The following is a 23,845-nucleotide window of genomic DNA, read 5'->3' as shown; positions in this document are numbered from 1 at the left end:
GAACTCACATTTGAAACCATTTATTTAGTAACTTTATTTCCATTATCTTTGTGCTTATACTCACTTAGTACCTCGTTGAACACATCGGGATAATTCGTAAACAGCCCCGTTGCACCCCACTCAAGCGCCTTTTTCATATCGGCTCTTTCATTTACTGTATATGGATGGAATTGGAGGTCATGGTTTCGAACCATCTTCACATATTGTCCGTCAACTTTACTGAAGTTTGGGCCAACGCCAACTGCATATTCCTTTATGGATTCCAATTCTTCATCGGAAATGGTTGCTTGGGTCTTGTATGAAAAAAGTTGCACAAGAGGTAACTTTGGATTCAAGTCATGAACCTTCATAAGGCTTTCTTTACTGAACGATTGTATTAATACATTGTTTGTACGGCCCTTCGAATCCACCATTTTATATTCTTCCAGAACCTGCAGAAGTTCTTCTTCCATCCCTGGATACACATCAGGGGACTTTGTTTCGATATAGTAATTGGCCTTCTTTCCAAACTTCTTAAAGACTTCTTCAAGAGTAGGGACCTTTAACCCTTCATATCCCTCTTTTGCCAATTGTGGATATTTTTCATTGAACCAAGTACCGGCGTCCAGTTTCTTAATTTCTGCCAGCGTTAAATCCTTCACAAGTCCAGTACCATTCGTTGTACGATCCACTTTTTCATCATGCATTGCTACCAATCTACCATCCTTGGTCATTTGAAGATCGATTTCTATGTAGTCGCCTTTCATTTGTTCTCCCATTTGATAAGCGGGAATGGTATGTTCAGGTGCATAACCAGAAGCTCCCCTATGTGCGACATTCACAATTTTCTTCTCATGAATAGATGAATTGGAATGATTTCCATTTGCAGCGGAGGCCCCCATTGAAGTAGCCTGCAATATAAAGGCCGCACTCATCATACAAAGACCGAATTTCTTTAGATTCGTTTTCATTTCCCTCTCTCCCTCCTATTATTACCATTATTTTAAAAGGGGAATGTGAATCTACAGCGAATATAATGTAAAGAAATAATATAGTAGTTAAAATGGTTAAAATAACCTATCAAAAACAGGGCATTCATGCAGTTCGTTCTACCCAACCAAAAAGTTGAATGAAAACTATATTGTTTGATTAATGATAAGAAGCCTCCTAAAAGCCTCTTTTTCTAAAAAAATATAAAATATTTCTTGGCATGTACATATTGGAATAGTAGAAAAAAACGATCGTCCAATGATTATAACTAAATATTTCTAAACCCTCCGCTTTTATGCAAGTCATGCTTCTTATTCAAACAATTTAAATCTTCCATACCTATAATAAACCAAACTTTCAGACGATAAATCTCATATATTGGAAAGTACACATCGATGTTGACACACCTTTCCCTTTCCATAATATAGATAGAAAGGTTATCGATGACAAAATCTATCTTTTTCTGATTTACAAAAAACTAGTATCATATTACTATTAAGCAAACAGAATATTAATACTAAGGGGAATTATGTTAAAAAATTATCAATATTATCAAAACAAACACCGATTTATACTGAAGGCTTTCATGGCAATGATATCCTTTTTACTATTAGTTGGGATTTCTGTATCACCTATAAGTTGGAAAGATAATCCCTACGAGATGACATTACAGGTCATTTTAATATCGGGGATGATAATTTCTCTGTTATTTTTCTTAAAAACAGAAGTCAATTTTTATAAAACCCTATTCATTTTCTTAATTACTGTTTATTTTTATAGCAAGTTTTGGATATTCCCGGATACTGCCATCATGCTGGCCTTATTCGCTATAGCACCCTTGTTTCCCATTTTTCTCTTTGATAAGATCGGGTTTTATATTGTGGCCAGTTTAAATATCTTATTAGGTCCCGCTTCCATCTTGATCATTTCAAAAACGGATCTTCAACACACTTATGAATATGTCGCTTTGGATAGTTTCGGCAACACGCTTAATTTCATCGCTATACAAATCATATTGGTATTCGTATTCATAGGAACCAATAATAGGATGGAATCCAATAATGCATTTCATAAGGAAATACAGCAGGCCAAGCAATTGAACTCAGTCGGACAGCTAGCTGCCACCATTGCACATGAGATACGTAATCCGATTACAGTCGTTAAAGGGTTTGCCCAGCTATTAGATCAAGAGAAGGAACTGAATGAAACGGAAAAATTTTATGTACAGACCATGCTTACGGAACTTGAATATACACAAGTGATTATCAATGACTATTTGTCTTTAGCTAAACCGCAAACGGATAATGTACAGGTCATTCCTTTAAATGATGAAATCCAAAAGATTTCCGACCTATTGACCAGTTTTGCCAATAATCGCAACATCGGCTTTCTTCTCGATTTCCGTGACGACCTGCACATTAACATGAATCCCATCGAGCTTAAACAGATACTGGTCAATATCATGAAAAATGGAATTGAGTCAATGAACAAACCCGGATTCATCAAGGTGGAAACAGAGCAGGAACGCACTATGGCAAAAATACGAATAACGGATACAGGAATAGGTTTATCAAAAGAGCAGCTTGAAATACTTGGCACCCCATTTTACTCGCTTAAAGATAGGGGAACTGGTATCGGCCTGACCGTTTGTTATTCCATCGTTCAAAAATACAAAGGGAAAATCGTGGTACAGAGCGAAGTGAACAAAGGAACATCGTTCACCATTTATTTGCCCTTATATAATAAAATAGATTAAACATACATACCTAATAAGAAAAAGGATGACCACCCATCACCGGGCGGTCATCCTTTTTCAATTACGCTTTAAAGCTATCTTGCCATTTCAGCAAATGATTTTCTAAAAGGCGGACAAACGAGTCTGAGATTTTACCAGCGAGGGCAAATATGATGATGCCTACGAATACGACGTCCGTTTGCATGAATGAACGGGCATCCTGGATCATGAAGCCGACCCCTCTATCCGCACCAAGCAATTCAGCGACGACCAGGCACATCCAAGCCGCACTTAAGGCTAAACGGATACCAAGTAATATGTTAGGCAATGCTGCCGGAATCATGAGCTTCGTTATTTGTTCCCGACGGCTAAACTCCAAGATTAGGGCAACATCGTAGAGTTTTTTATCCACATTCCGAAGACCCAAAAAAGTTTGTAGATATAGAGGAAAAAAAGCACCTAAAGCAATAAGCAGCACTTTTGATAGTTCACCAAACCCGAACCACATAATGAATAAAGGCGTGATCGCGAGTAAAGGAACCGTTCGTAACATTTGAATGCTTGGGTTAAGATACTCTTCGGATTTTTTTTGCATCCCAACGATGACACCAAACAATAAGCCTAAAAACCCACCTAAGGCAAAGCCAAGAAAAGCCCGTGTTAAACTGATCTGTAAATGCATGCCCATTTCCCCCGACTGGACGAGATCAATGAACGTCATGACGATCAATAAAGGGGATGAGAACAATTGGGCAGGCAGGATGCCAACCGAACCTAATGCTTGCCATGCAATCAACACGACAACGGGAAGGACCGAACCCCGCAATGCCGATTTGGCAAGTTTGGATTGTTTTGTCGTTTCCCTTATGACAAGGTGCCTGTTTTTTGCAACGGTCTGTGTAGACATAATTTTCATCCTTCCTTTTTCAAAAATTCAATTAAATGCTCCAATCTTCCACCTCTGCTGGATGATGTTCAAGTTGTGTTAATATGACGGACCTGAATTCCTGGAACGCTTTGCTTGTTCGGGTTCTTGGGTATGGCAAATCAATCGGAACGATAGCTTTAATCCGTCCAGGCTTTGCATCCATGACGACCACCTTCCTCGATAAAAAGATGGATTCATCAATATCATGGGTGACAAGTACCATCGTTGTCTTATTCCTCTCCCATATTTCCAGTAAAGCCTCTTGAAGATGCGTTCGCGTGAATGCATCCAATGCACCGAATGGCTCATCCAGCAATAAAACATCAGGATTACGCAATAAGGCCCTGGCAATGGCAACACGCTGTGACATTCCTCCGGATAATTGGCGTGGATACGCCTTCTCAAAACCTTTTAGTTTAACAAGTGATATCAAATCATCCACCCTTTTTCGAATGTCCGGTTTCTTTAATAGAAGGTTACCTGCAATATTCTTCTCCACGTTTAGCCATGGAAATAATCGGTGCTCCTGAAAAATGAAACCACGGTCTTTAGATGGGGCGCTAACCTTAAGATCCCCTGCCATGATCGTGCCATCAAAGTCTGAATCAAGTCCTGCGATCAACTTTAATAATGTGCTTTTCCCACAGCCGCTCGGACCAATGATGGTTACGAACTCACCATTGTTGACGGTCAGATTTAAATGATCCAAAACATGGACACTTTCATTCTCATTCTTAAATGTTTTGCTTACCTGATTAATTTCTAATGTCGCAACCAATCCCCTCACCCTTTCTCAAATAAAAAAAATAGAGATCCAGCAATAAGGCACAAATTGTCCCTTTGCTGAATCTCTAGTTAACTAGTCGATTCAATATTTCATTTTATATTAACTTATCGATTATTTATAATCAACACCTAATACCAATTTATTTTATCGGATTAATCGTAAAAAAATAATTGACAGATAATTCTAACAGCTGTTAAGATGCATTCATACACAAATCCGCTTCACACTGGAGCCAATTAAATAAAGGTCATGTGAATCAACTGGACTACCGGAGATTCAATGAAGAGTAAGCAAGCAAACTCTTCGTTGAATCTCTTTTTTGTCATTAGTCTGACTATCCAGATGTGTATAGCTGTAAAAAAAGGAGGGAATTCATGAAGGAATATCGTAAACATCTAACCGCAGTACTACTTGCCATCATTAGCATCGCTGTATTGGCAGGCTGTAATTCCGATGCCGGCAAAGCTTCCGGGAAAAGTGATCCACTGAAAGTTCATATTGCCTTAAATGGCAAGATGGGACCATTGGTCATTGCAAAGGAAAAGGGATTGTTCAACGAAGAGTTTTCTAAATTGGATGCCCAAATCGAATGGAGTGAATTCCAGAGTGGTCCCCCGCTTTTGGAATCCCTTGCTTCCAATCGGGTTGACCTGTCTTTTTTAGGGGATGGTGCACTGATTGCCGGCATTGATAAGAATCTGCCATTCGAAGTGATTGCACAAACAGGCCGGGGTGAGTCATCTGTCCGGATCCTGGCTCAAGCGGAAGGTAATATAAAGCAGATTGAAGACTTAAAAGGAAAAACGGTCGGTGTTGCCTCGGGGACAACGGGTCATGTGTATTTAATCAAGGCATTGAAAGCCCATGGCTTAACGACTGATGACATTAAACTCATCAATTTGCAACCAGATGATGCTCAAGCGGCTTTTGAAACCAAAAAATTGGACGCCTGGGCAATATGGAACCCTTATTACCTTAATAATATTGATAAAGGAAATGCTATCGCACTTAAAGTAAAAGGAAAAATATTAGCTCCTGGTGCAATCATTGCACGTAAGGGCTTTGCCGAAGAGCATCCTGAAATTGTCGAGGCCTATTTAAAGGTTTATAAAAAAGCAGCCGACTGGCAAATTGAAAATCCAGATGAAGCATCTGAAATTTATTCCAAAGAAACTAAATTGCCAGTGAGCACCGTAAAGACAATAATAACTGCCGAAAAACCAAATATCTTCTTTACCGAAGATGCCATCAAAGCACAACAAGAATCCATCGATACTTTAGCTGGTGTGGGTTATATCAAGAAATCATTTAATTTTAAAAATCAGATCAACAATGAATACATTGATGAAGCCTTTAAAAAATAAAAAACTAACCTTACAGGAGGAGATTGATTATGACGGAAACTAAAACACAACAATTGAAAGTGGTACCGGTAGCAGGAAGGATTGGAGCGGAAATTCAAGGAGTGCAATTAAGCGGAGACTTGGATTTAACTATTTTCAATGAAATCAAACAAGCGTTAAACGATCATAAAGTCATATTCTTCAAAGGTCAAAATCATTTGGACGATGCCAGCCAAGAAGCATTTGCCAAACTATTGGGTGAACCTTATGCACATCCTACAGTACCGGTCAAAGACAATACTAACTATATTTTCGAGCTTGACTCCGAACGCGGTGCTAAAGCAAACCATTGGCACACTGATGTCACTTTCGTTCCAGAGGTTCCTAAATACTCTGTTTTAAGAGGGGTGACCATCCCTGATGTTGGCGGAGATACAGTTTGGGCCAATACGAATGAAGCATATGAGGACCTGCCGGATGGATTGAAGAAATTAGCGGACGGACTATGGGCAATCCATACAAATGAATATGATTATGCTCAATTCAAACCAGCCGAAAACATTGATGATGAGGTTAAAAAGAAATATCGTGATATATTCGAATCGACCATTTATAAAACAAGGCACCCAGTCGTTCACGTACACGCCGAAACCGGAAAAAGGCATTTGTTATTAGGTGGCTTTGCTGGTAGAGTGGAAGGCTATACAACAAGTGAATCCGAAAGATTATTAAGCATCTTCGATTCATACGTCACGCGCTTAGAAAATACCGTGCGTTGGCAATGGAGTGAAGGCGACGTGGCCATTTGGGATAACCTAGCCACGCAGCATTACGCTATTGCCGATTACGGGGACCAGCACCGCGTCGTTCGCAGGGTCACAGTAGGAAAAGACGTTCCCGTAAACAAGGAGAACGAGTCCAGCAGACTAATTGTTAAGAAATAAAACTCCTGTATCGAAGGTAAGCTTCCATTACTTGACTGCCCCATAAGCGAATGAAAACATTCAAACGGCCTTATTGCAGGAAGTTTGAGTGTTTTCTTTATTGAGCAGGACTAGCCAACTCGCCCTTTGGCATTTTCAGTACTTTGTCCCCTCATTTAAAATTAACTTCAATGAATTCAACCTCTTCTGCCCGACTTAATGTTCCATGGGCTTTTCCAACGGTGCCTTCTTTATCTTCCCAAAAGAAGTTATGGTCCTGAACGATCGTGCTAAAATCAAAGTCTCGCCACCGGGCAGCGATGGACAGCAATCTATCTCTATGCTGAAAATCACTTGAATCCACTATTTTATAAACTTCTTCTATAATCTTAGGGGACATCGGTATAGCTCCCCATTTATCTTGCGAGCGAACCTTTTGATGAGTCATTTTATGCATGACGTCCATGACTTCCGTTTCGGTTGAGCCCTCATCAAGTCCCGTTTCAAATTCAATCCCATCATATATCGCCGTTTTCGCTTCAAGTTCGGCAACTTTAGCTTTCGCTTCCCTTTTGGCTTCGATTTTTTCATCTTCTCTTTCTCTTTCAATTTGTTCTTTGGCTTCCCTGGCCTCCATTACGAGTTGAGCCTTTTCGTACTCATTGGAGTTCTCCATGATTTTAAAGGAGCAACCCCCACCCCGAATAATGCAGCAGCAGAGATTCCACTAATAAGTAAAACCTTTTGCGGTTTCTTCATAAAAACTTCCTCCAAGATTAATAATGTCAGATACTATTTATTTTAACATATTAAATGGATGGACTATCCAGAAAAGGAAGAAATCCAAACCCAGATATCGATAATTACCCAACATACCATTCCATTTTTTCCAGAAGATTCATTCGTCACTTATTGCATACTGGATGACACATATAATGCAGCAACAGTATACAAAGACAAATTGATAATACCGGGTGCCGGGCATTGTGAAGCTAAGGTAGTGGATTTGGAATAGTATTGAAACAAGGTATGGGGTTTTGTGGATAAATAGATGGAGTGATGTAAAAAGGTAAAAAAAACTGCCAATCTAATATCGGCAGTTTCTTTTCGTTTTAGTACAGCCAGCGTCTTTATCAGAATTAATTATCCTGAACGATTATTTCATCGATTATACCGTAATCCTTCGCCTCATTTGCACTTAAGAAGTAATCGCGATCTGTGTCCTTCGCCACCTTTTCGATAGGCTGACCGGTCCTTTCGGAGATGATTTGATTGATATGATCCTTTAGCTTCAAAATCCTTCGGGCAGAAATTTCGATTTCCGTTGCTTGCCCCCTCGCCCCACCAAGCGGTTGATGAAGCATGATTTCACTATTTGGCAAAGCGCACCTTTTCCCTTTCGTACCCGCCAATAAAAGCATGGCACCGAATGATGCGGCCATCCCCGTACATACAGTCCGGATATCAGGCTTAATATATTGCATCGTATCATAAATGGCGAAACCGGCACTGGTCGATCCCCCGGGACTGTTTATGAAGATGGTAATTTCTTTATCAGGTGCATCTGCTGCCAAGAATAACAATTGGGCAACCACACTATTGGCTAAATGATCGGTGATTTCTTCCCCAATCATGATGATACGGTCTTTTAGAAGTCTGGAATAAATATCGTACGAGCGCTCACCCTTGCTGGATTGCTCAATTACATATGGAATGGTGGTCATATCTCTTCTTCCTCCTAACAATAATATTGGCTATGCAGCCATTGAGAGTGTGTTTGAAGGAGTGAAGCTTGATTTGGAAAGATTCGAACGATTCATCAGTTTAGGAATCATCGACTCACTGTTCAGGGATTTGAAAGATGGGATGCTTTTAATGAGGATATCAGGATTTTGGGCTTTTAAAGCCTGTGTCATCAGGGACATGAGACGCTGCTCCTCCTCATCCTGCCAAACTTCCACGCAAGACAACCTACGATCCTCAACGTCATTCTCAAAACGCTTCTTCACACGGTTCAAGATTGCCTTTACAGCCGTTTCCGTGGTGTTCAAGTAATCTGAGATTTCTTTTGACCGGTAGAGGAATCCTTCCTTTAATATGAACACTACCGCTTGTTTCGGGGTAAGGGATTTTATTATATATTCAACCGTTTCAAAGACATTTCCCCCAACTGCCCCCAGTTGTTCGGTATCCAACAGATCGTCTAAAGATTCTTTTTTCCTTTTTCGTATCGTATCAATCCAGGAATGTCGTGCTATCGTCTTCAATAAAGCTGTGGTTATCACCGTTTTTTTCCCATAGCCCTGCATTGCCTTCAATATCGTTTCCTGAGCCAAATCATCCCCATCCCAATTATTTTGGGTCAGAAATCGGCAAAACCGAATCAATTCAGGATAAACTTCACGCAAAATTGTACCGTTATCCTTTTCTTCAGAAATATCTTCCCTCAATTTATTTATCATTTTTCTCACTCCTTCAACACCCTCTATCCTCTAAACGTTTCAGAAAGAGAAAAAGATATGGGGGTGAAAAATTTTCCTTCATGCTTCATTATTCTATTCCATTTTTTCCATTGGATTTCCTTTCATACTAAAAACCTATTTGGTTAAGATCCAAACAGGCTAATATGGGCTTCCCCCGCTGTGTACCCGGTTCGTCACCAATCATTTCAGTGTAGACCATTACTCCCGTGCATTCCGCTCCATTCCAATAAGCCAGCCAGACGCTTGGATGTAACGTACCTGATGTCCTTGGTGTGAATCCTTAATTTGTTCATAGGAACTCCGCTGCTATTCCAAGTGTTCAATGCATTCGACCGTGTATTCGCTAGGTTCCATTTCGTTTACTTCCATACCAAACCAACTGGAGGAGCGACTCTCATTAGCGCTATCTTTACAATAGTTCACCATAGAACCTGCTGGCTTTTCTTCAGACTCTTGATCGCTCATCTCTTCAAAATTCACCGACCGCTCGTTATGACGCTCGCTGTCTGACTTTTCATTATCCAGGTCTGCGAACATGAACATGCAGTAAAAAACCAAAACCATAATTGCCATGGTAATCAACCTTGACATTATAGGGTGTGATTTTTTCAATATAGCCAAAACTCTCTTCATGGTGGTTTCCCCAATCCTGCTAAAGCATATTACATTCAGAATGAATTAATTCATCTATTAAATAGCCATCAATAACACTAGTTTAGAAAAATATTACTATTTTCATTATATCAAGTTCCAGAAGTTTTTATTGCCATTATTCAATAAACAACTAAAAATACTCCGAACCCTATAAAATGGACAGTCCAAAAAATATCAATATACCCCTCAAATTGACTTCCCTCCTTTTTCAGTGTTACTCTTAAAAGTATACATTCAAAATACTGATTCCATTGGCGTGAAATAAGGGTGATCACTTTTGCCAAAAGAACATTTAATAGACGTTCAACCAATCAGATCATCGGAAAAATTAGATGATATGAAATGGTCATTGAAAAGACATTGCAGCGAGAGAGACTACATATTGTTCTTGTTAGGCATCAATACCGGCTTACGGGTGACTGATCTATTATCGCTGAAGATAAAGGACATTGAAGGCAAGATGGAGGTCATCATCAAGGAAGGGAAAACAAAAAAGCCAAGAATGATACAGCTTAATACCATATGTAATGAATTGGCCACCTATATAGCCACCATTGATGGTGAATGGCTATTCCCCTCACGCAAGGGAGATAAGCCAATAAGTATGATACAAGCTTACAGACAGCTTAATAAAGCAGCTGACATGGTGGACATCGAGGGCGTCGGTACACATACCATGCGGAAAACATTCGGGTACTGGCACTATAAACGAAGTAAGAACCTCGCTGAGTTACAAATGATCCTTAACCATTCACACCCTGTAATTACACTTAAGTACATTGGGGTTGCTGATGAAGGAACAGAGGGCAGCTTATATGACTTTACACTATGGGAGGACGGAAGAAATGTCACTGACTGAATACAATGCAAAATATGAATCTATCATTCGCAGCAATATTACCGACAGGCAAAAGGCATTGAAGTTAGCTGATCTAATGACCGATATGGAAGGCCAGCTAAAAAATGAAATCGGGGAACATCGAAATAAAGAGGTAAATGCTTTATATAAAAAAGTATCCCTTTTCTCTAACTTGTTATGAAATAGTCCTAAGACCTTGCCCTTATGTGCAAAGGTCTTTTTTTTGCCTTGAAAGTAAAATTTGTTTCCTTAAGGCTTTACACTGAACTCAATTAACATCCGACTGACTCGGTACTGGTTTCCATGTTTACAAATTAAACATACTTAAGGAATACTTTTTCGCCATCATTTCCAAGATTTTTATCCCGGCAACGCTGTTCCCCTTCTCATCCAGCGCTGCACCATAAATTCCAATCCCGCATTTTCCGGGGACGGCCCCCATGATTCCCCCTGACACACCGCTTTTAGCCGGTATGCCAACATTAATGGCAAATTCACCTGATGCGTTATACATGCCGCAGGTAACCATGAATGTCTTGCAAATACGGGCAATGTCCCCTGGGATGATTTGCTTTCCCGTCAGCAAATCTTTCCCATTCATGGCAAGCACACAGCCTATCCTCGCTAAATCCTGACTGTCCATTTCAATGGCACACTGCTTCGAATACAATTCGATTAACTCCTCCACATCCTCATTTATTACTTGATGCTGCTTTAAAAAATAGCTTAACGACCTATTCAAGTCTGCTGTATTATATTCTGACCGGGCAACATCTTCATTAAAGCCGATATTCGGATTTTGCGTCAACTCCCGGATAAAATGTAAAATACGCTGAAATCGCTCGGTTACACTGGCACCCTCAATCATGTGAGTCACAGTCAATGCTCCTGCATTGATCATGGGGTTTAAAGGCTTGGATGGCTTGTTTGTCTCTAGCTTGGAAATCGAATTAAAAGGATCCCCAGTGGGTTCCTTTCCTACATAGGAAAAAACATGATCCTCCCCTTTTTCCATTAATACAAGAGCAAGTGTCAAAACTTTTGATATGCTTTGAAGGGTCATTTTACAGCTTACATTCCCCGCACAATATCCTTTCCCGTCAGGATAGTAAATAGCAACAGACAAATCCTCAGGATTCGCCTTTTCAAGAGCCGGTATATAGTTTGCCACTGTTCCGTTACTCGTATATTTTTTTGCCTCATCAACCAGTTGCTGTAATTCGTCATTGGACCTGCATTGACATCCCATATTGTTCACAATTCCGCCCCTTAGAAAATTTGTTTTGTGAAGTATTCTTTGATAGTGTTTTTTTATTTATTGCCATATTCCATCGATATTATTAAAAATACTGCTACGGCTACTTTCCTGGTCTTGGATTTCTTATATAATAATTCTTTAAAGAAATTTTTATATGCTCCTCCATTTATTATTTACTAAATTTAATTCACCCTTTATAAGGTCTTCCTATACCTCCCTCCTGATTAATGCACAGGTTCTTTTTTAAAGAATAAAGAAAAACAACAACATATATAACAAAGGTCAAGCTGTAAGACAGGTGGGCTAACGCCTTGTAAAAAAAAAAGGGGCAACCTTCTCTGTTCTTTAAAGATTTAATTGAAAAAAGAAGGAATTAGAAGCGATCAGACGGAAATATAGAACATACGAATATTATTGCATAAGCTTTTATATGTATTTCACACTTGATGGAAAGTAGGAAAGGTCATGGGAAAATCAAAAAGTTTACAAGAAATCTATAACGCCAACCGTCCAGAAAATAATGAACTTTTCCGAGCGATACAACAGCAGCTACAACTGAAGCATCCAGACAAACGAATGACAGCTACGAGAACCATGCAAATAATTGTGGCTGATAGTGTTTCATCTGGAGAGCTGCGGAATGTGGGAGCCCGCCTTCTTTACAGTTTATAAGGATCTGTTGATTCCTAAGCCCTTTAAAATTTTCGAGCACAGAAACGATCTCATCATTGAAAGAATTTCTAATAAAATGGCGTTGAATAAAGTAAATAGAAGAAGTATATAATCAAACTGGTTATGATCGAGCCTGAGATCTAACGATCGAGCTTGAATCAACATGGTAGATATAATTTGGTTCGTTTCGTAAAAAAACTTCATTCTTTCGCCTACGTCGTGCACCCGGTGCAATGATTTTTGCCTTTGGAAAAGTCTCAGATATTTTATTACTCAATTTCAATATATACCTACTTTCAACTGGTGAGTAAAAATGCTCAAAAGATAAAGATTGACAACATTTTTAGAGTGACTCATACTAGTAATGACTCGGGTGACAGAATATTATGAATAGTGGAGGGGTAATTATGAATAAGATTTTCGTTCCTAACGCAATCGCCACTTTAACAAGGCTTTTCTACAGTTCGACTACAACGAATGAGTATTTAGCTATGAGAACCGCTCAATTCTACATCGAAGACCTGAAGTTACTGCAAGACGTGGAGGCTGTTGCCTTGGCGATCGAAAATCAAAATGCCTTCGCATTAATGTCTAAATTCAAATTATTTGATTATAAGGCTGCTGAAAAAATTGAAATCGCACTCTCCGCTTCTGGCTATACCGAAGCAGACTTGAATGCTATGAATATTGAATTCTAAATCATTTATCAAAGTTAACGAAACGAATGGCAGAGTTAATACTCTTTGACCATTCGTTTTTTTTTTAATCGTAGTAACAAACGTGCTCCTTAATGGAGAATTCATGTATCGTTTTGTGGCTTCAATAGGCGTCTGTCACAGTGTATCACATGATATCCTAATACCCTTAATCACTCCCATGATGTTTGTTTGCTCCTTCGTTTCACTTTTCCTTCATTCTTGAGTGATGGAAAATCATTTGATCTTGTAGTGTCATGAACACAAAAAAGCTTCACACAATTAAGTGTGAAGCTTTTTGTAATAGCAATCCTTCGCTATTGGTGATACCGGTGGCCGGGGTCGAACCGGCACTCCAGAGGAACACGATTTTGAGTCGGGCTAAAAAAATGTTAAATTCCCCATTTGCGGAAACCGATATCCCTTAAAAACCATCATATTTCTCCCTCTTTTTGAACCGCGCAATGGGGAAACAAGCAAAAATTAGTCTCAGAACTATGAAAAACCACCAAAAAAACAGTAAATTCCTAATCAAATGGCAACCCCAAAGAGAACCACAAGCATAGAATTTCCAGATTCAGTGCCACTATGGTTTGATACTTATATTTTTCCGCTAAACTCCCACAGCCCAAGCTGCCCTTTTGCAGGAATATATTCATCGAGCATCCGCATGTCCTCAATTTCCCAGGCATAGCCGCCAACTCTGTAATCCCCTAAAAACAAGTCATTCCCTGAAATAACCCGACTATCTTCTAAGACCGCCCAGTTTCCATTGTTTTCTTCTATTTTCAAACAGTTTTTCAGCTTGCAGACTCCAATTATCATTCCGGTCGGCAGATTATCTTCTGTATACCCATGCTTAGCCAGCAGCTCGGCAACTCCATCCAGTCTACAGGCGGGCTTATCTACTTTTTTGCTCGTATGAATAGCAAGAGGACCCCGATAATGCGTTCTCCAAGTCCTTGTTTCATATTCGGATTCCCTAAGGACAAATAAGCTTGCCCAAGGCTGGATCATCGACAGTACTTTCATTATTAATCCCCCTGCTCCTGACATCATTAAGTTAATTGGTTATATAGTTCCCTTGAATAAGGATAATATAGACTGTATCTAGATTTAATGTTCTCTTTTGCCATAAAAAAGACAGCTAACCAAAATGTACGCTGTCCTCGTGGTCCTAACTATATTTTGTTGCAACACTAAGTGCATGTAGACATAATAGATGCTAGTGCAACTCCCTAAAAAATAATAGGCATTAGGAACGGAAACTTCGTAGCTTTTTCGAAATTTCCCGCCTTCAATATATAAAAAACGGCTCTTGGGCCCGCCTAAATTGCCCTGAACCGTTCTTTTTCATTGCCCGCCACGTTGCCGCATGACAGGCGTTCCGTTCGATGGTCATTGCCGTGATCCTGTCTTAATTCCGGCGTTGCCGCGCCGTTTATTTACCTTTTCGGTTTCAAACGCCTATAGCTTCCATGACTGGACCCGAATTCATTAAATAATCCTTGTCATTTTCGTCCAAATTAACGAGATAAACGTTCAGATCGCTTGTAGGAGTTGCTTTATAAACAGCTAACCTTTCGTGAGTCACGAAAACTTTATTGCCTGATAAAAGAAGGCCAGGTGTATTTTCTGATGGATAAATCTTCCCTCAAATAAGTAAGTTACGGTAATTTTTTTAGCGTTTTTCATATAATCGCCTCCAATATTTTATTTATCGGCGAATACTTGGATTGCTCAATAAGTGAGGTAGTTGAATTTATCGAAAAGAAAGAGGATGCGGAATAATCCCCCGACTTCCTCTTTTTTATTAGACTTTGTTAAAGATTAAGGTTGATCAACTAGTCTGCCCTACAGCCGTAATTTTGCAAGTTGAAATTGCAAATCTAACGATTGTTTCAGGACTTATTGGTAAAGTACCTAACACTATGCCAAGACCTGTTTGTTCCACGTTAAAATCTGCTGCAATAGAACCATTACTTGCTAAAAGATTCACTGTAGAACCGATAAGTGTATCCAGCAATTGTCTAATTGGTCGTTCACGACACTCACATTCGCACCCAGAATCAACAGGTGGCAACAAATTGATAATTGGTCCTGGAGGTAAAAATCCTACCCCTGTTACATCAGAAATATTTACACTAAAGGTTGTCACTCCATCTGTAACAGTAACTAAAAAATCATTCACTTGAATAATAGTGAATAAAAAAAAGAGAGGAGGTACATTTGGTGCATCTGCAATAGTGCCAAGAATTACAGTTTGCCCAACAAGTTGTTGTAAAACGTTCTGCATAGGAAAAACACAGCAATCACATAGACAACCTGCATCTTCTCCTGGAGGCCCTTGTGGTCCTGGAGGTCCTGGAGGTCCTGAAGGCCCTTGAGGCCCTTGAGGTCCTAGAGGTCCTGGAGGTCCTGGAGGTCCTGGAGGTCCTGGAGGTCCTGGAGGTCCTGGAGGTCCTAGAGGTCCTCGTAGTCCTCGGGGCCCTGGAATTCCTGGAACTCCTTGGAGACCTGGAGGACCCGGAGGTCCTTGATGAACAGGGGGACAACAACAGATCCTATTAAAACAGAGAGGACAGCAAAAATTAGAATTAGATGACATAAAATTCACCTCCTTCTAAATAATATATTTTTGTTTTTTAATATTGCGTGACCGTTTGTCCTTATAGTTGTAACTAAATAGAAAAATATAGCTTTTACCAGCGTTCCGACCTTGTTCCGGAATTAAGTTTCTCTCTGGATGAATTGCTGAGCTAGTTTCGCAATATGCGTCTTATGCAAATCATTGGACCATCTTTCCTTGTTCAACTAAACTGCCCAGTTAGTTCATCAAGAAAATCAACAACATCCTTTAACAGAGCCTTTTTATTTAACAACGATTCGCACTCCGCCTTCACTCGACCTGCTTGGCGCTGGTTCGCTCCTTAACGAACTCATGAACTCCGTAAATGATTCGCTTTGAAAGACCTTAAACGGATAATTTCCGTCGATTGCATAGCGCTGATCCGAAAGTATAAGGACGTGCGGGAACGGATTATCGATAACACCATTTTCGTATAACAGACAATATCGGTCGAGTTTCTCATCCATCTGCTTAGAGCTGTAAACTGTTTTCTGTACCTCGATAAAAAACGGAGTGCGCCGAAAGTGTACGTATATGTCCGGCTCGCAGCATCCGTCCTTTTTCCGTCCGTACTTCGGCTAAACTAAAAACGATTCCAGGTCGCCAAGCTTCAGCATCTCTTTATAGACGTTTAATATCGCCAAAAAATGACCTACTTTCTGCGATTGTTGTTTCATCTGTACGTTTGGACCGAAATAGCAATACGGAATAAAGGCGGTCGAGCGTTGTATCTCTCCGTCCCTGTGTAGTTGGAGCAAGACGTTATTCGCTGCGTATTTCGGGTTTTTTAACCCCGTGAAGAAAAGAAAAAAACGCCACCCGAAGTGACGCTTAATTAGTAGTTTCGTTTCTTTAACGTATTTAATGGAGAAAACTTCCGGTGCTGCTCTTTCAAATCTTCCGCGAATAGGTTAACGTATGTCCGGACCATTTCAAACGTAGTATGTCCGAGTATCTGCTGAAGCTCGAATATCCCGGTGCCATTCTTAACGCTCATCTTTGCAAAGGTATGTCGGAACGTATGCGGTCTGCAACGTACATCTTTTATACCCGCCTGCTCTCCGTAATCGTGTATTCGTGATTGTACCTAGCGTTTAGTTAACGGGGTATCGTCTACGGTCACAAACAATCTTTTCTAAAGCTTTATATAAGTTCGTTTCTTCTTTCTTTGCTCCAAGCTGAAGATCATATCCAATAAATTTTGCTAAATTATGAACTTCATCACAACAAAGAAATTTGAAATTTGATGTCCTTGCTGCGGACAAGCTACAAAAGGACCACCCAGGTCCTTTTTGTTTTGGTTAATAAAATATTGATTTTAAAATAAAAAATAAGCCTTGATGGGCTCGTTTTTGTTAAAAGTTATTATCGATAAATTCTGCTTCTTCATCCGAGTTAAGGACTCCAGTAGCTTTTCCAACAGTTCCTCCTTGATATTCCCAAAAGAAGTTATGATCTTGATCAACGTTTTCAAAGTTTCCTTCTTTCCAACCAGTTACGATCCTTAACAAATAACTTTTAAGAGAGAAATCGCTGCCTTTCACTATTTCGTAAACTTCGTTAATGTTTTCAGAAGTCATCTGAACTGATCCCCATTTGTCTTCAGAAATAACTTTTTGATGTGTCATGTGATGCATAACCTCAATGACTTCGTCTTGAGTTGAATTAGGACTAAGACCAGTTGAATCTTCAACTCCGCCAATTGCTGCAGTTTGTTCTTCCATTTCTGCTTCTTCATCATCCTTATTCAAAATTTCCCCAGGAGTATTTCTAGATTCCCGCCTTTCTTCATAATTTTTAGCATTCTGATAAATTGTCATTACCACTGAGATAACTGCTGCAGCTGTTATAAGTCCAACCATTGACCATCTAAATTTGTTCATTGTAAGTTCCTCCGAGTCATAGTTCGATTATCACTCATTTCAGTTACATCCTTTTATGGATAAGCTAACCATTATTATATTAACATAAACTATTAACAAATAATCTTAAACTATTAAGTAACCATATAGATAGATATAAAATTTTTATCTTATAATAAAAAAATAGAGCATAAGTTATTAATCCTCAAAATCATCTAAATCTAAATTGATTTGATGGGATTAATAATCACTCTGAATTGGCCATTAAACTATTCCCTATATAAAAATTCTATATAAAAGTTATTGGAATACAGAGCATCCTGAGACTTCTAGGGATTATATAAATCTTACCAGTTAATTAATTGAACATTGGAATCATTTAATCTTCCTTCAAATATCTCATAGGGATCAATTTGAAGCAAATCCTGATATAGATAACTTTGGAGCTTACTTTAGAACTTGCTTAGAAAACACCTTATATAAAAGCCAATTGAAGCATGGACCTCTTTTAAGACCCTGTAACAAACTTCTTTACTCAATCCTTTTAATCTATATTCAGAAATTAATTTATTTTTAATTCTTTATTATCCTGGCTTATGAACAGTTTGGTCGTCTCAACGTCTCCTCTTATCTTTATATATCTGCTTAGCTGCTCTTGTGTCGTTTCAGATAAATAAACCATTCTTTCAAAGAGATTCTTTGTTCTTCTAATAATGATAATGTTCCCTCTAACATCATCTGCTTCAATGCCTACAAGTTCAGACAATCTAACTCCAGTATCTAGGAAAACAAGTATGATTACTTCATCTCTAAAGGATATAAACGTTTTTTCTTTTCTAATTGTCCTTATAAGTTTCTCAATTTCTTTATTGTCCAAAGTTTCAATTGTCTTTTGTCTATCCCTTAATAATTTGATGTTCTTCATTGGGTTCTTATCGATAAGTTTGTTCTTACATAAAAAGTTATAGAATGCTCTTAGAGCTCTCAATCGGGTATTAATAGTAGTAACTTTCATTAATTCCTTACTCTGGAGAATTAAGCTTTCTACGTCCTTTTGTACCCATTCAACGAGCTGCTTATTAATAATCTTCTTTGCTCCATGAAATTCATTTTTGTAGTATTCAATCGTCGCTGGTCTTAAGTTTCTTAAATAGCAGTCCTTAAAAAAGGCTTCAATATACTTCTTCATCTGAAATCTTCTTCTTTATAATTCTTAGTTCATCTTCCGTTAATTCTTTACGCCTTCTCATCATTAAGACCTCCTACGCACACGATTCTGGATTATTTTTGTCGTATTAAAGACAAAGAAAAAAGGCCTCAACATTTAAGTTGAGACCTTTTTTCTATAAGCATTTTTGATACCGGTGGCCGGGGTCGAACCGGCACTCCAGAGGAACACGATTTTGAGTCGTGCGCGTCTGCCAATTCCGCCACACCGGCATGTATGTTGGAGGCGGCAACCGGAATCGAACCGGTGGTAAAGGTTTTGCAGACCTCTGCCTTACCGCTTGGCTATGCCGCCAACGTTTTTTGGAGCGAAAGACGGGATTCGAACCCGCGACCCCAACCTTGGCAAGGTTGTATTCTACCACTGAACTACTTTCGCATATGGCTGGGCTAGAAGGGATCGAACCTTCGCATGACGGAATCAAAATCCGTTGCCTTACCGCTTGGCTATAGCCCATTAACGTTGTAATCATTATATCATATTTTTTAAAATGGGGCGACTGATGGGAATCGAACCCACGAATGCCTGAACCACAATCAGGTGCGTTAACCACTTCGCCACAATCGCCATTATATAATTTAAATTGGCAGGGGTAGTAGGACTCGAACCCACACTGGAGGTTTTGGAGACCTCTGTTCTACCTTTAAACTATACCCCTGTAATAAAATGGTGGAGGGGGGCAGATTCGAACTGCCGAACCCGAAGGAGCGGATTTACAGTCCGCCGCGTTTAGCCACTTCGCTACCCCTCCGCATATGGATGAAACATGGTGCCGGCAAGAGGACTTGAACCCCCAACCTACTGATTACAAGTCAGTTGCTCTACCAGTTGAGCTACACCGGCACTACTATGGTGGCTCAGGACGGAATCGAACCGCCGACACAAGGATTTTCAGTCCTTTGCTCTACCGACTGAGCTACTGAGCCAAACAATAAAAATGGCGGTCCCGACGGGAATCGAACCCGCGATCTCCTGCGTGACAGGCAGGCATGTTAACCGCTACACCACGGGACCATAGATTGCGGGGACAGGATTTGAACCTGCGACCTTCGGGTTATGAGCCCGACGAGCTACCGGACTGCTCCACCCCGCGACGATAATAATGTTACTATTTTGCATCAAGTTTTCGTGTTAAGCGTTTCAATGGGCTGAATAATCAATCCTTTATGCAGAAACAACCTGATCTTATTAAAAATGGTGGAGGATGACGGGATCGAACCGCCGACCCTCTGCTTGTAAGGCAGATGCTCTCCCAGCTGAGCTAATCCTCCAATATGTTGTCTAAATGGTGACCCGTACGGGATTCGAACCCGTGTTACCGCCGTGAAAGGGCGGTGTCTTAACCGCTTGACCAACGGGCCAGGTATAAATGGCGGAGAGCAAGGGATTTGAACCCTTGAGACAGGGTTACCCGTCTACACGATTTCCAATCGTGCTCCTTCGGCCACTCGGACAGCTCTCCAATAATGGCTCCGCAGGTAGGACTCGAACCTACGACCGTTCGGTTAACAGCCGAATGCTCTACCACTGAGCTACTGCGGAACAATATAAGCTTGGCGACGTCCTACTCTCACAGGGGGAAACCCCCAACTACCATCGGCGCTGAAGAGCTTAACTGCCGTGTTCGGAATGGGAACGGGTGTGACCTCTTCGCTATCGTCACCAAACAATGTTAACATTTTTTCAAGACATATATTATTATAACGTCTTTTTGAGAAAATGCAAGAAGAAATTTTCATTCCTTCAAAACTAGATAATAAGAAGGTATTTCATTTTTTAAAAAGCGTTGGTTAAGTCCTCGATCTATTAGTATCAGTCAGCTCCACATGTCACCATGCTTCCACCTCTGACCTATCAACCTGATCATCTTTCAGGGATCTTACTAGCTTGCGCCATGGGAAATCTCATCTTGAGGGGGGCTTCATGCTTAGATGCTTTCAGCACTTATCCCGTCCGCACGTAGCTACCCAGCTATGCCTTTGGCAAGACAACTGGTACACCAGCGGTGCGTCCATCCCGGTCCTCTCGTACTAAGGACAGCTCCTCTCAAATTTCCTGCGCCCGCGACGGATAGGGACCGAACTGTCTCACGACGTTCTGAACCCAGCTCGCGTACCGCTTTAATGGGCGAACAGCCCAACCCTTGGGACCGACTACAGCCCCAGGATGCGATGAGCCGACATCGAGGTGCCAAACCTCCCCGTCGATGTGGACTCTTGGGGGAGATAAGCCTGTTATCCCCGGGGTAGCTTTTATCCGTTGAGCGATGGCCCTTCCATGCGGAACCACCGGATCACTAAGCCCGACTTTCGTCCCTGCTCGACTTGTAGGTCTCGCAGTCAAGCTCCCTTGTGCCTTTACACTCTACGAATGATTTCCAACCATTCTGAGGGAACCTTTGGGCGCCTCCGTTACTCTTTAGGAGGCGACCGCCCCAGTCAAACTGCCCACCTGACACTGTCTCCCACCCCGATAAGGGGCGCGGGTTAGAATTTCAATACAGCCAGGGTAGTATCCCACCAACGCCTCCACCGAAGCTGGCGCTCCGGCTTCTCAGGCTCCTACCTATCCTGTACAAGCTGTACCAAAATTCAATATCAGGCTGCAGTAAAGCTCCACGGGGTCTTTCCGTCCTGTCGCGGGTAACCTGCATCTTCACAGGTACTATAATTTCACCGAGTCTCTCGTTGAGACAGTGCCCAGATCGTTACACCTTTCGTGCGGGTCGGAACTTACCCGACAAGGAATTTCGCTACCTTAGGACCGTTATAGTTACGGCCGCCGTTTACTGGGGCTTCGGTTCAAAGCTTCGCTTGCGCTAACCTCTCCCCTTAACCTTCCAGCACCGGGCAGGTGTCAGCCCCTATACTTCGCCTTGCGGCTTCGCAGAGACCTGTGTTTTTGCTAAACAGTCGCCTGGGCCTATTCACTGCGGCTTTTCTGGGCTATTCACCCTAAAAAGCACCCCTTCTCCCGAAGTTACGGGGTCATTTTGCCGAGTTCCTTAACGAGAGTTCTCTCGCACACCTTAGGATTCTCTCCTCGCCTACCTGTGTCGGTTTGCGGTACGGGCACCTTACATCTCACTAGAGGCTTTTCTTGGCAGCGTGGAATCAGGAACTTCGGTACTATATTTCCCTCGCCATCACAGCTCCGCCTTAATGGAAACGGGATTTGCCTCGTTTCCGGCCTAACTGCTTGGACGCGCATATCCAACAGCGCGCTTACCCTATCCTTCTGCGTCCCCCCATCGTTCAAACGATGTATAGGTGGTACAGGAATATCAACCTGTTGTCCATCGCCTACGCCTTTCGGCCTCGGCTTAGGTCCCGACTAACCCTGAGCGGACGAGCCTTCCTCAGGAAACCTTAGGCATTCGGTGGAAGGGATTCTCACCCTTCTTTCGCTACTCATACCGGCATTCTCACTTCTAAGCGCTCCACCAGTCCTTCCGGTCTGACTTCAACGCCCTTAGAACGCTCTCCTACCATCGACACCATACGGTGTCAATCCACAGCTTCGGTGATACGTTTAGCCCCGGTACATTTTCGGCGCGGAGTCACTCGACCAGTGAGCTATTACGCACTCTTTAAATGGTGGCTGCTTCTAAGCCAACATCCTGGTTGTCTAAGCAACTCCACATCCTTTTCCACTTAACGTATACTTTGGGACCTTAGCTGGTGGTCTGGGCTGTTTCCCTTTCGACTACGGATCTTATCACTCGCAGTCTGACTCCCAAGAATAAGTATTTGGCATTCGGAGTTTGACTGAATTCGGTAACCCGTTGGGGGCCCCTAGTCCAATCAGTGCTCTACCTCCAATACTCTCATCTTGAGGCTAGCCCTAAAGCTATTTCGGAGAGAACCAGCTATCTCCAGGTTCGATTGGAATTTCTCCGCTACCCACACCTCATCCCCGCACTTTTCAACGTGCGTGGGTTCGGGCCTCCATTCAGTGTTACCTGAACTTCACCCTGGACATGGGTAGATCACCTGGTTTCGGGTCTACGACCTCATACTCATTCGCCCTATTCAGACTCGCTTTCGCTGCGGCTCCGTCTCATCAACTTAACCTCGCATGAAATCGTAACTCGCCGGTTCATTCTACAAAAGGCACGCCATTACCCATTAACGGGCTTTGACTACTTGTAGGCACACGGTTTCAGGATCTATTTCACTCCCCTTCCGGGGTGCTTTTCACCTTTCCCTCACGGTACTGGTTCACTATCGGTCACTAGGGAGTATTTAGCCTTGGGAGATGGTCCTCCCTGCTTCCGACGGGATTTCTCGTGTCCCGCCGTACTCAGGATCCACTCAGGAGGGAACGAAGTTTCAACTACAGGGTTTTTACCTTCTTCGACGGACCTTTCCAGGTCGCTTCATTTACCCCGTTCCTTTGTAACTCCATGTTGAGTGTCCTACAACCCCAAGAGGCAAGCCTCTTGGTTTGGGCTAATTCCGTTTCGCTCGCCGCTACTCAGGAAATCGCGTTTGCTTTCTCTTCCTCCGGGTACTTAGATGTTTCAGTTCCCCGGGTCTGCCTTCAGTACCCTATGTATTCAGGTAAAGATACTGTTCCATTACGAACAGTGGGTTTCCCCATTCGGAAATCTCCGGATCAAAGCTTACTTACAGCTCCCCGAAGCATATCGGTGTTAGTCCCGTCCTTCATCGGCTCCTAGTGCCAAGGCATCCACCGTGCGCCCTTTCTAACTTAACCGTTAAAAAAGATCTTACAGATGCTTTGAAAAAAATTAATTGCCTTCTATCTATTATCTAGTTTTCAAGGAACAAAGCAGAAAGTTATCCATCACATCGTGA

At 41.4% G+C, this 23,845-nt stretch carries 19 protein-coding genes, 15 tRNA genes, 2 rRNA genes and 3 pseudogenes; 8 read left to right on the top strand and 31 right to left on the bottom strand.

Going from position 1 to position 23,845, the window contains the following annotated elements:
• Window positions 1–20: 20 nt before the first annotated feature.
• Window positions 21–950 carry a glycerophosphodiester phosphodiesterase gene (locus ACJ9PY_RS04085; protein ID WP_411739519.1) on the bottom strand — a complete coding sequence of 310 codons (930 nt, stop codon included), beginning with the start codon at window positions 948–950 and terminating at the stop codon, window positions 21–23.
• Window positions 951–1,555: 605 nt separating this feature from the next.
• Here ACJ9PY_RS04085 and ACJ9PY_RS04080 point away from each other — a divergent pair.
• On the top strand, window positions 1,556–2,725 hold the full coding sequence (locus ACJ9PY_RS04080) for a sensor histidine kinase (RefSeq protein WP_176548602.1): 1,170 nt from the start codon (window positions 1,556–1,558) through the stop codon (window positions 2,723–2,725).
• Between the two features lie 61 nt (window positions 2,726–2,786).
• Here ACJ9PY_RS04080 and ACJ9PY_RS04075 read toward each other — a convergent pair whose 3' ends face one another.
• Both ACJ9PY_RS04075 and ACJ9PY_RS04070 read right to left on the bottom strand, forming a co-directional pair.
• Complete coding sequence (locus ACJ9PY_RS04075; protein ID WP_411739518.1) at window positions 2,787–3,620, bottom strand: ABC transporter permease; 834 nt, start codon at window positions 3,618–3,620, stop codon at window positions 2,787–2,789.
• A gap of 22 nt (window positions 3,621–3,642) precedes the next feature.
• On the bottom strand, window positions 3,643–4,410 hold the full coding sequence (locus ACJ9PY_RS04070; RefSeq protein ID WP_186442084.1) for an ABC transporter ATP-binding protein: 768 nt from the start codon (window positions 4,408–4,410) through the stop codon (window positions 3,643–3,645).
• 383 nt (window positions 4,411–4,793) lie between these two features.
• On the opposite strand from ACJ9PY_RS04070, the gene ACJ9PY_RS04065 reads away from it, so the two are divergent.
• Complete coding sequence (locus ACJ9PY_RS04065) at window positions 4,794–5,783, top strand: ABC transporter substrate-binding protein (RefSeq protein WP_411739517.1); 990 nt, start codon at window positions 4,794–4,796, stop codon at window positions 5,781–5,783.
• 29 nt (window positions 5,784–5,812) lie between these two features.
• Complete coding sequence (locus ACJ9PY_RS04060) at window positions 5,813–6,706, top strand: TauD/TfdA dioxygenase family protein (protein ID WP_063577321.1); 894 nt, start codon at window positions 5,813–5,815, stop codon at window positions 6,704–6,706.
• 151 nt (window positions 6,707–6,857) lie between these two features.
• Here ACJ9PY_RS04060 and ACJ9PY_RS04055 read toward each other — a convergent pair whose 3' ends face one another.
• Both ACJ9PY_RS04055 and ACJ9PY_RS04050 read right to left on the bottom strand, forming a co-directional pair.
• Window positions 6,858–7,322 (bottom strand): DUF6241 domain-containing protein, encoded by a 465-nt coding sequence (locus ACJ9PY_RS04055; protein ID WP_411739516.1) that lies wholly within the window; start codon window positions 7,320–7,322, stop codon window positions 6,858–6,860.
• Window positions 7,322–7,444 carry a hypothetical protein gene (locus tag ACJ9PY_RS04050; protein ID WP_411739515.1) on the bottom strand — a complete coding sequence of 41 codons (123 nt, stop codon included), beginning with the start codon at window positions 7,442–7,444 and terminating at the stop codon, window positions 7,322–7,324. The genes ACJ9PY_RS04055 and ACJ9PY_RS04050 overlap by 1 nt, the downstream gene beginning before the upstream one ends.
• Window positions 7,445–7,580: 136 nt before the next feature.
• On the opposite strand from ACJ9PY_RS04050, the pseudogene ACJ9PY_RS04045 reads away from it, so the two are divergent.
• Window positions 7,581–7,700 (top strand): annotated as a pseudogene (locus ACJ9PY_RS04045) (alpha/beta hydrolase); the annotation flags it as partial.
• A gap of 124 nt (window positions 7,701–7,824) precedes the next feature.
• Here ACJ9PY_RS04045 and clpP read toward each other — a convergent pair.
• The 3 genes from clpP to ACJ9PY_RS04030 form a co-directional block, all read right to left on the bottom strand.
• Entirely contained in the window at window positions 7,825–8,409 is a 585-nt protein-coding gene (gene clpP, locus ACJ9PY_RS04040) for an ATP-dependent Clp endopeptidase proteolytic subunit ClpP (protein WP_034305312.1), read from the bottom strand.
• Window positions 8,410–8,439: 30 nt separating this feature from the next.
• A complete protein-coding gene (locus tag ACJ9PY_RS04035) occupies window positions 8,440–9,147 on the bottom strand; it encodes a sigma factor (protein WP_057275541.1) in 708 nt (235 codons plus the stop codon).
• 327 nt (window positions 9,148–9,474) lie between these two features.
• Window positions 9,475–9,741 carry a hypothetical protein gene (locus ACJ9PY_RS04030; protein WP_369315815.1) on the bottom strand — a complete coding sequence of 89 codons (267 nt, stop codon included), beginning with the start codon at window positions 9,739–9,741 and terminating at the stop codon, window positions 9,475–9,477.
• Window positions 9,742–10,159: 418 nt separating this feature from the next.
• Here ACJ9PY_RS04030 and ACJ9PY_RS04025 point away from each other — a divergent pair, with 418 nt between their 5' ends.
• Window positions 10,160–10,681 carry a tyrosine-type recombinase/integrase gene (locus ACJ9PY_RS04025; RefSeq protein ID WP_411740232.1) on the top strand — a complete coding sequence of 174 codons (522 nt, stop codon included), beginning with the start codon at window positions 10,160–10,162 and terminating at the stop codon, window positions 10,679–10,681.
• Complete coding sequence (locus ACJ9PY_RS04020) at window positions 10,668–10,862, top strand: hypothetical protein (protein ID WP_241637776.1); 195 nt, start codon at window positions 10,668–10,670, stop codon at window positions 10,860–10,862. Before ACJ9PY_RS04025 ends, ACJ9PY_RS04020 begins: the two co-directional genes overlap by 14 nt.
• A 126-nt stretch (window positions 10,863–10,988) precedes the next feature.
• Here ACJ9PY_RS04020 and glsA read toward each other — a convergent pair whose 3' ends face one another.
• The gene (gene glsA, locus ACJ9PY_RS04015) at window positions 10,989–11,930 is read right to left on the bottom strand and encodes a glutaminase A (protein WP_411740231.1); all 942 of its coding nucleotides are present in this window, start codon (window positions 11,928–11,930) and stop codon (window positions 10,989–10,991) included.
• 474 nt (window positions 11,931–12,404) lie between these two features.
• Here glsA and ACJ9PY_RS04010 point away from each other — a divergent pair, with 474 nt between their 5' ends.
• Complete coding sequence (locus ACJ9PY_RS04010; protein ID WP_098186839.1) at window positions 12,405–12,611, top strand: hypothetical protein; 207 nt, start codon at window positions 12,405–12,407, stop codon at window positions 12,609–12,611.
• A gap of 407 nt (window positions 12,612–13,018) precedes the next feature.
• On the top strand, window positions 13,019–13,309 hold the full coding sequence (locus ACJ9PY_RS04005) for a hypothetical protein (protein WP_034305321.1): 291 nt from the start codon (window positions 13,019–13,021) through the stop codon (window positions 13,307–13,309).
• Between the two features lie 597 nt (window positions 13,310–13,906).
• On the opposite strand, the gene ACJ9PY_RS04000 is transcribed toward ACJ9PY_RS04005, so the two are convergent.
• From ACJ9PY_RS04000 to ACJ9PY_RS03895, 22 genes and pseudogenes are all read right to left on the bottom strand, one after another.
• Entirely contained in the window at window positions 13,907–14,338 is a 432-nt protein-coding gene (locus ACJ9PY_RS04000; protein ID WP_098864910.1) for an ASCH domain-containing protein, read from the bottom strand.
• Between the two features lie 808 nt (window positions 14,339–15,146).
• Window positions 15,147–15,842 (bottom strand): annotated as a pseudogene (locus ACJ9PY_RS03995) (hypothetical protein); the annotation flags it as partial.
• A 928-nt stretch (window positions 15,843–16,770) separates the two neighbouring features.
• Window positions 16,771–17,064 (bottom strand): annotated as a pseudogene (locus ACJ9PY_RS03990) (tyrosine-type recombinase/integrase); the annotation flags it as partial.
• Between the two features lie 226 nt (window positions 17,065–17,290).
• On the bottom strand, window positions 17,291–17,818 hold the full coding sequence (locus ACJ9PY_RS03985; RefSeq protein ID WP_098864908.1) for a DUF6241 domain-containing protein: 528 nt from the start codon (window positions 17,816–17,818) through the stop codon (window positions 17,291–17,293).
• Window positions 17,819–18,359: 541 nt separating this feature from the next.
• On the bottom strand, window positions 18,360–18,986 hold the full coding sequence (locus tag ACJ9PY_RS03980) for a tyrosine-type recombinase/integrase (RefSeq protein WP_250161012.1): 627 nt from the start codon (window positions 18,984–18,986) through the stop codon (window positions 18,360–18,362).
• Between the two features lie 170 nt (window positions 18,987–19,156).
• Window positions 19,157–19,237, bottom strand: a tRNA-Leu gene (locus ACJ9PY_RS03975).
• An 8-nt stretch (window positions 19,238–19,245) separates the two neighbouring features.
• Window positions 19,246–19,319 (bottom strand) — tRNA-Cys (locus ACJ9PY_RS03970).
• A gap of 9 nt (window positions 19,320–19,328) precedes the next feature.
• Window positions 19,329–19,403: transfer RNA gene (locus ACJ9PY_RS03965), tRNA-Gly, on the bottom strand.
• A 3-nt stretch (window positions 19,404–19,406) separates the two neighbouring features.
• A tRNA-Gln gene (locus ACJ9PY_RS03960) sits at window positions 19,407–19,481 on the bottom strand.
• 35 nt (window positions 19,482–19,516) lie between these two features.
• Window positions 19,517–19,592 (bottom strand) — tRNA-His (locus ACJ9PY_RS03955).
• Between the two features lie 17 nt (window positions 19,593–19,609).
• Window positions 19,610–19,683, bottom strand: a tRNA-Trp gene (locus ACJ9PY_RS03950).
• A gap of 9 nt (window positions 19,684–19,692) precedes the next feature.
• Window positions 19,693–19,776, bottom strand: a tRNA-Tyr gene (locus ACJ9PY_RS03945).
• Between the two features lie 16 nt (window positions 19,777–19,792).
• A tRNA-Thr gene (locus ACJ9PY_RS03940) sits at window positions 19,793–19,868 on the bottom strand.
• 7 nt (window positions 19,869–19,875) lie between these two features.
• Window positions 19,876–19,951: transfer RNA gene (locus tag ACJ9PY_RS03935), tRNA-Phe, on the bottom strand.
• Between the two features lie 12 nt (window positions 19,952–19,963).
• A tRNA-Asp gene (locus tag ACJ9PY_RS03930) sits at window positions 19,964–20,039 on the bottom strand.
• Between the two features lie 5 nt (window positions 20,040–20,044).
• Window positions 20,045–20,118: transfer RNA gene (locus ACJ9PY_RS03925), tRNA-Met, on the bottom strand.
• 102 nt (window positions 20,119–20,220) lie between these two features.
• Window positions 20,221–20,296: transfer RNA gene (locus tag ACJ9PY_RS03920), tRNA-Val, on the bottom strand.
• A gap of 15 nt (window positions 20,297–20,311) precedes the next feature.
• Window positions 20,312–20,386: transfer RNA gene (locus ACJ9PY_RS03915), tRNA-Glu, on the bottom strand.
• A gap of 9 nt (window positions 20,387–20,395) precedes the next feature.
• Window positions 20,396–20,487: transfer RNA gene (locus tag ACJ9PY_RS03910), tRNA-Ser, on the bottom strand.
• A gap of 5 nt (window positions 20,488–20,492) precedes the next feature.
• Window positions 20,493–20,567 (bottom strand) — tRNA-Asn (locus ACJ9PY_RS03905).
• Window positions 20,568–20,576: 9 nt separating this feature from the next.
• A 5S ribosomal RNA gene (gene rrf / locus ACJ9PY_RS03900) occupies window positions 20,577–20,692 on the bottom strand.
• Window positions 20,693–20,811: 119 nt separating this feature from the next.
• A 23S ribosomal RNA gene (locus ACJ9PY_RS03895) occupies window positions 20,812–23,744 on the bottom strand.
• Window positions 23,745–23,845 lie beyond the last annotated feature (101 nt).

The sequence above is a fragment of the Peribacillus sp. S4 genome (assembly GCF_046715815.1).
Lineage (GTDB): Bacteria > Bacillota > Bacilli > Bacillales > DSM-1321 > Peribacillus > Peribacillus frigoritolerans.
Note: the sequence above shows the minus strand (reverse complement) of the source record. Positions and strands in the feature narration are given on the sequence as shown.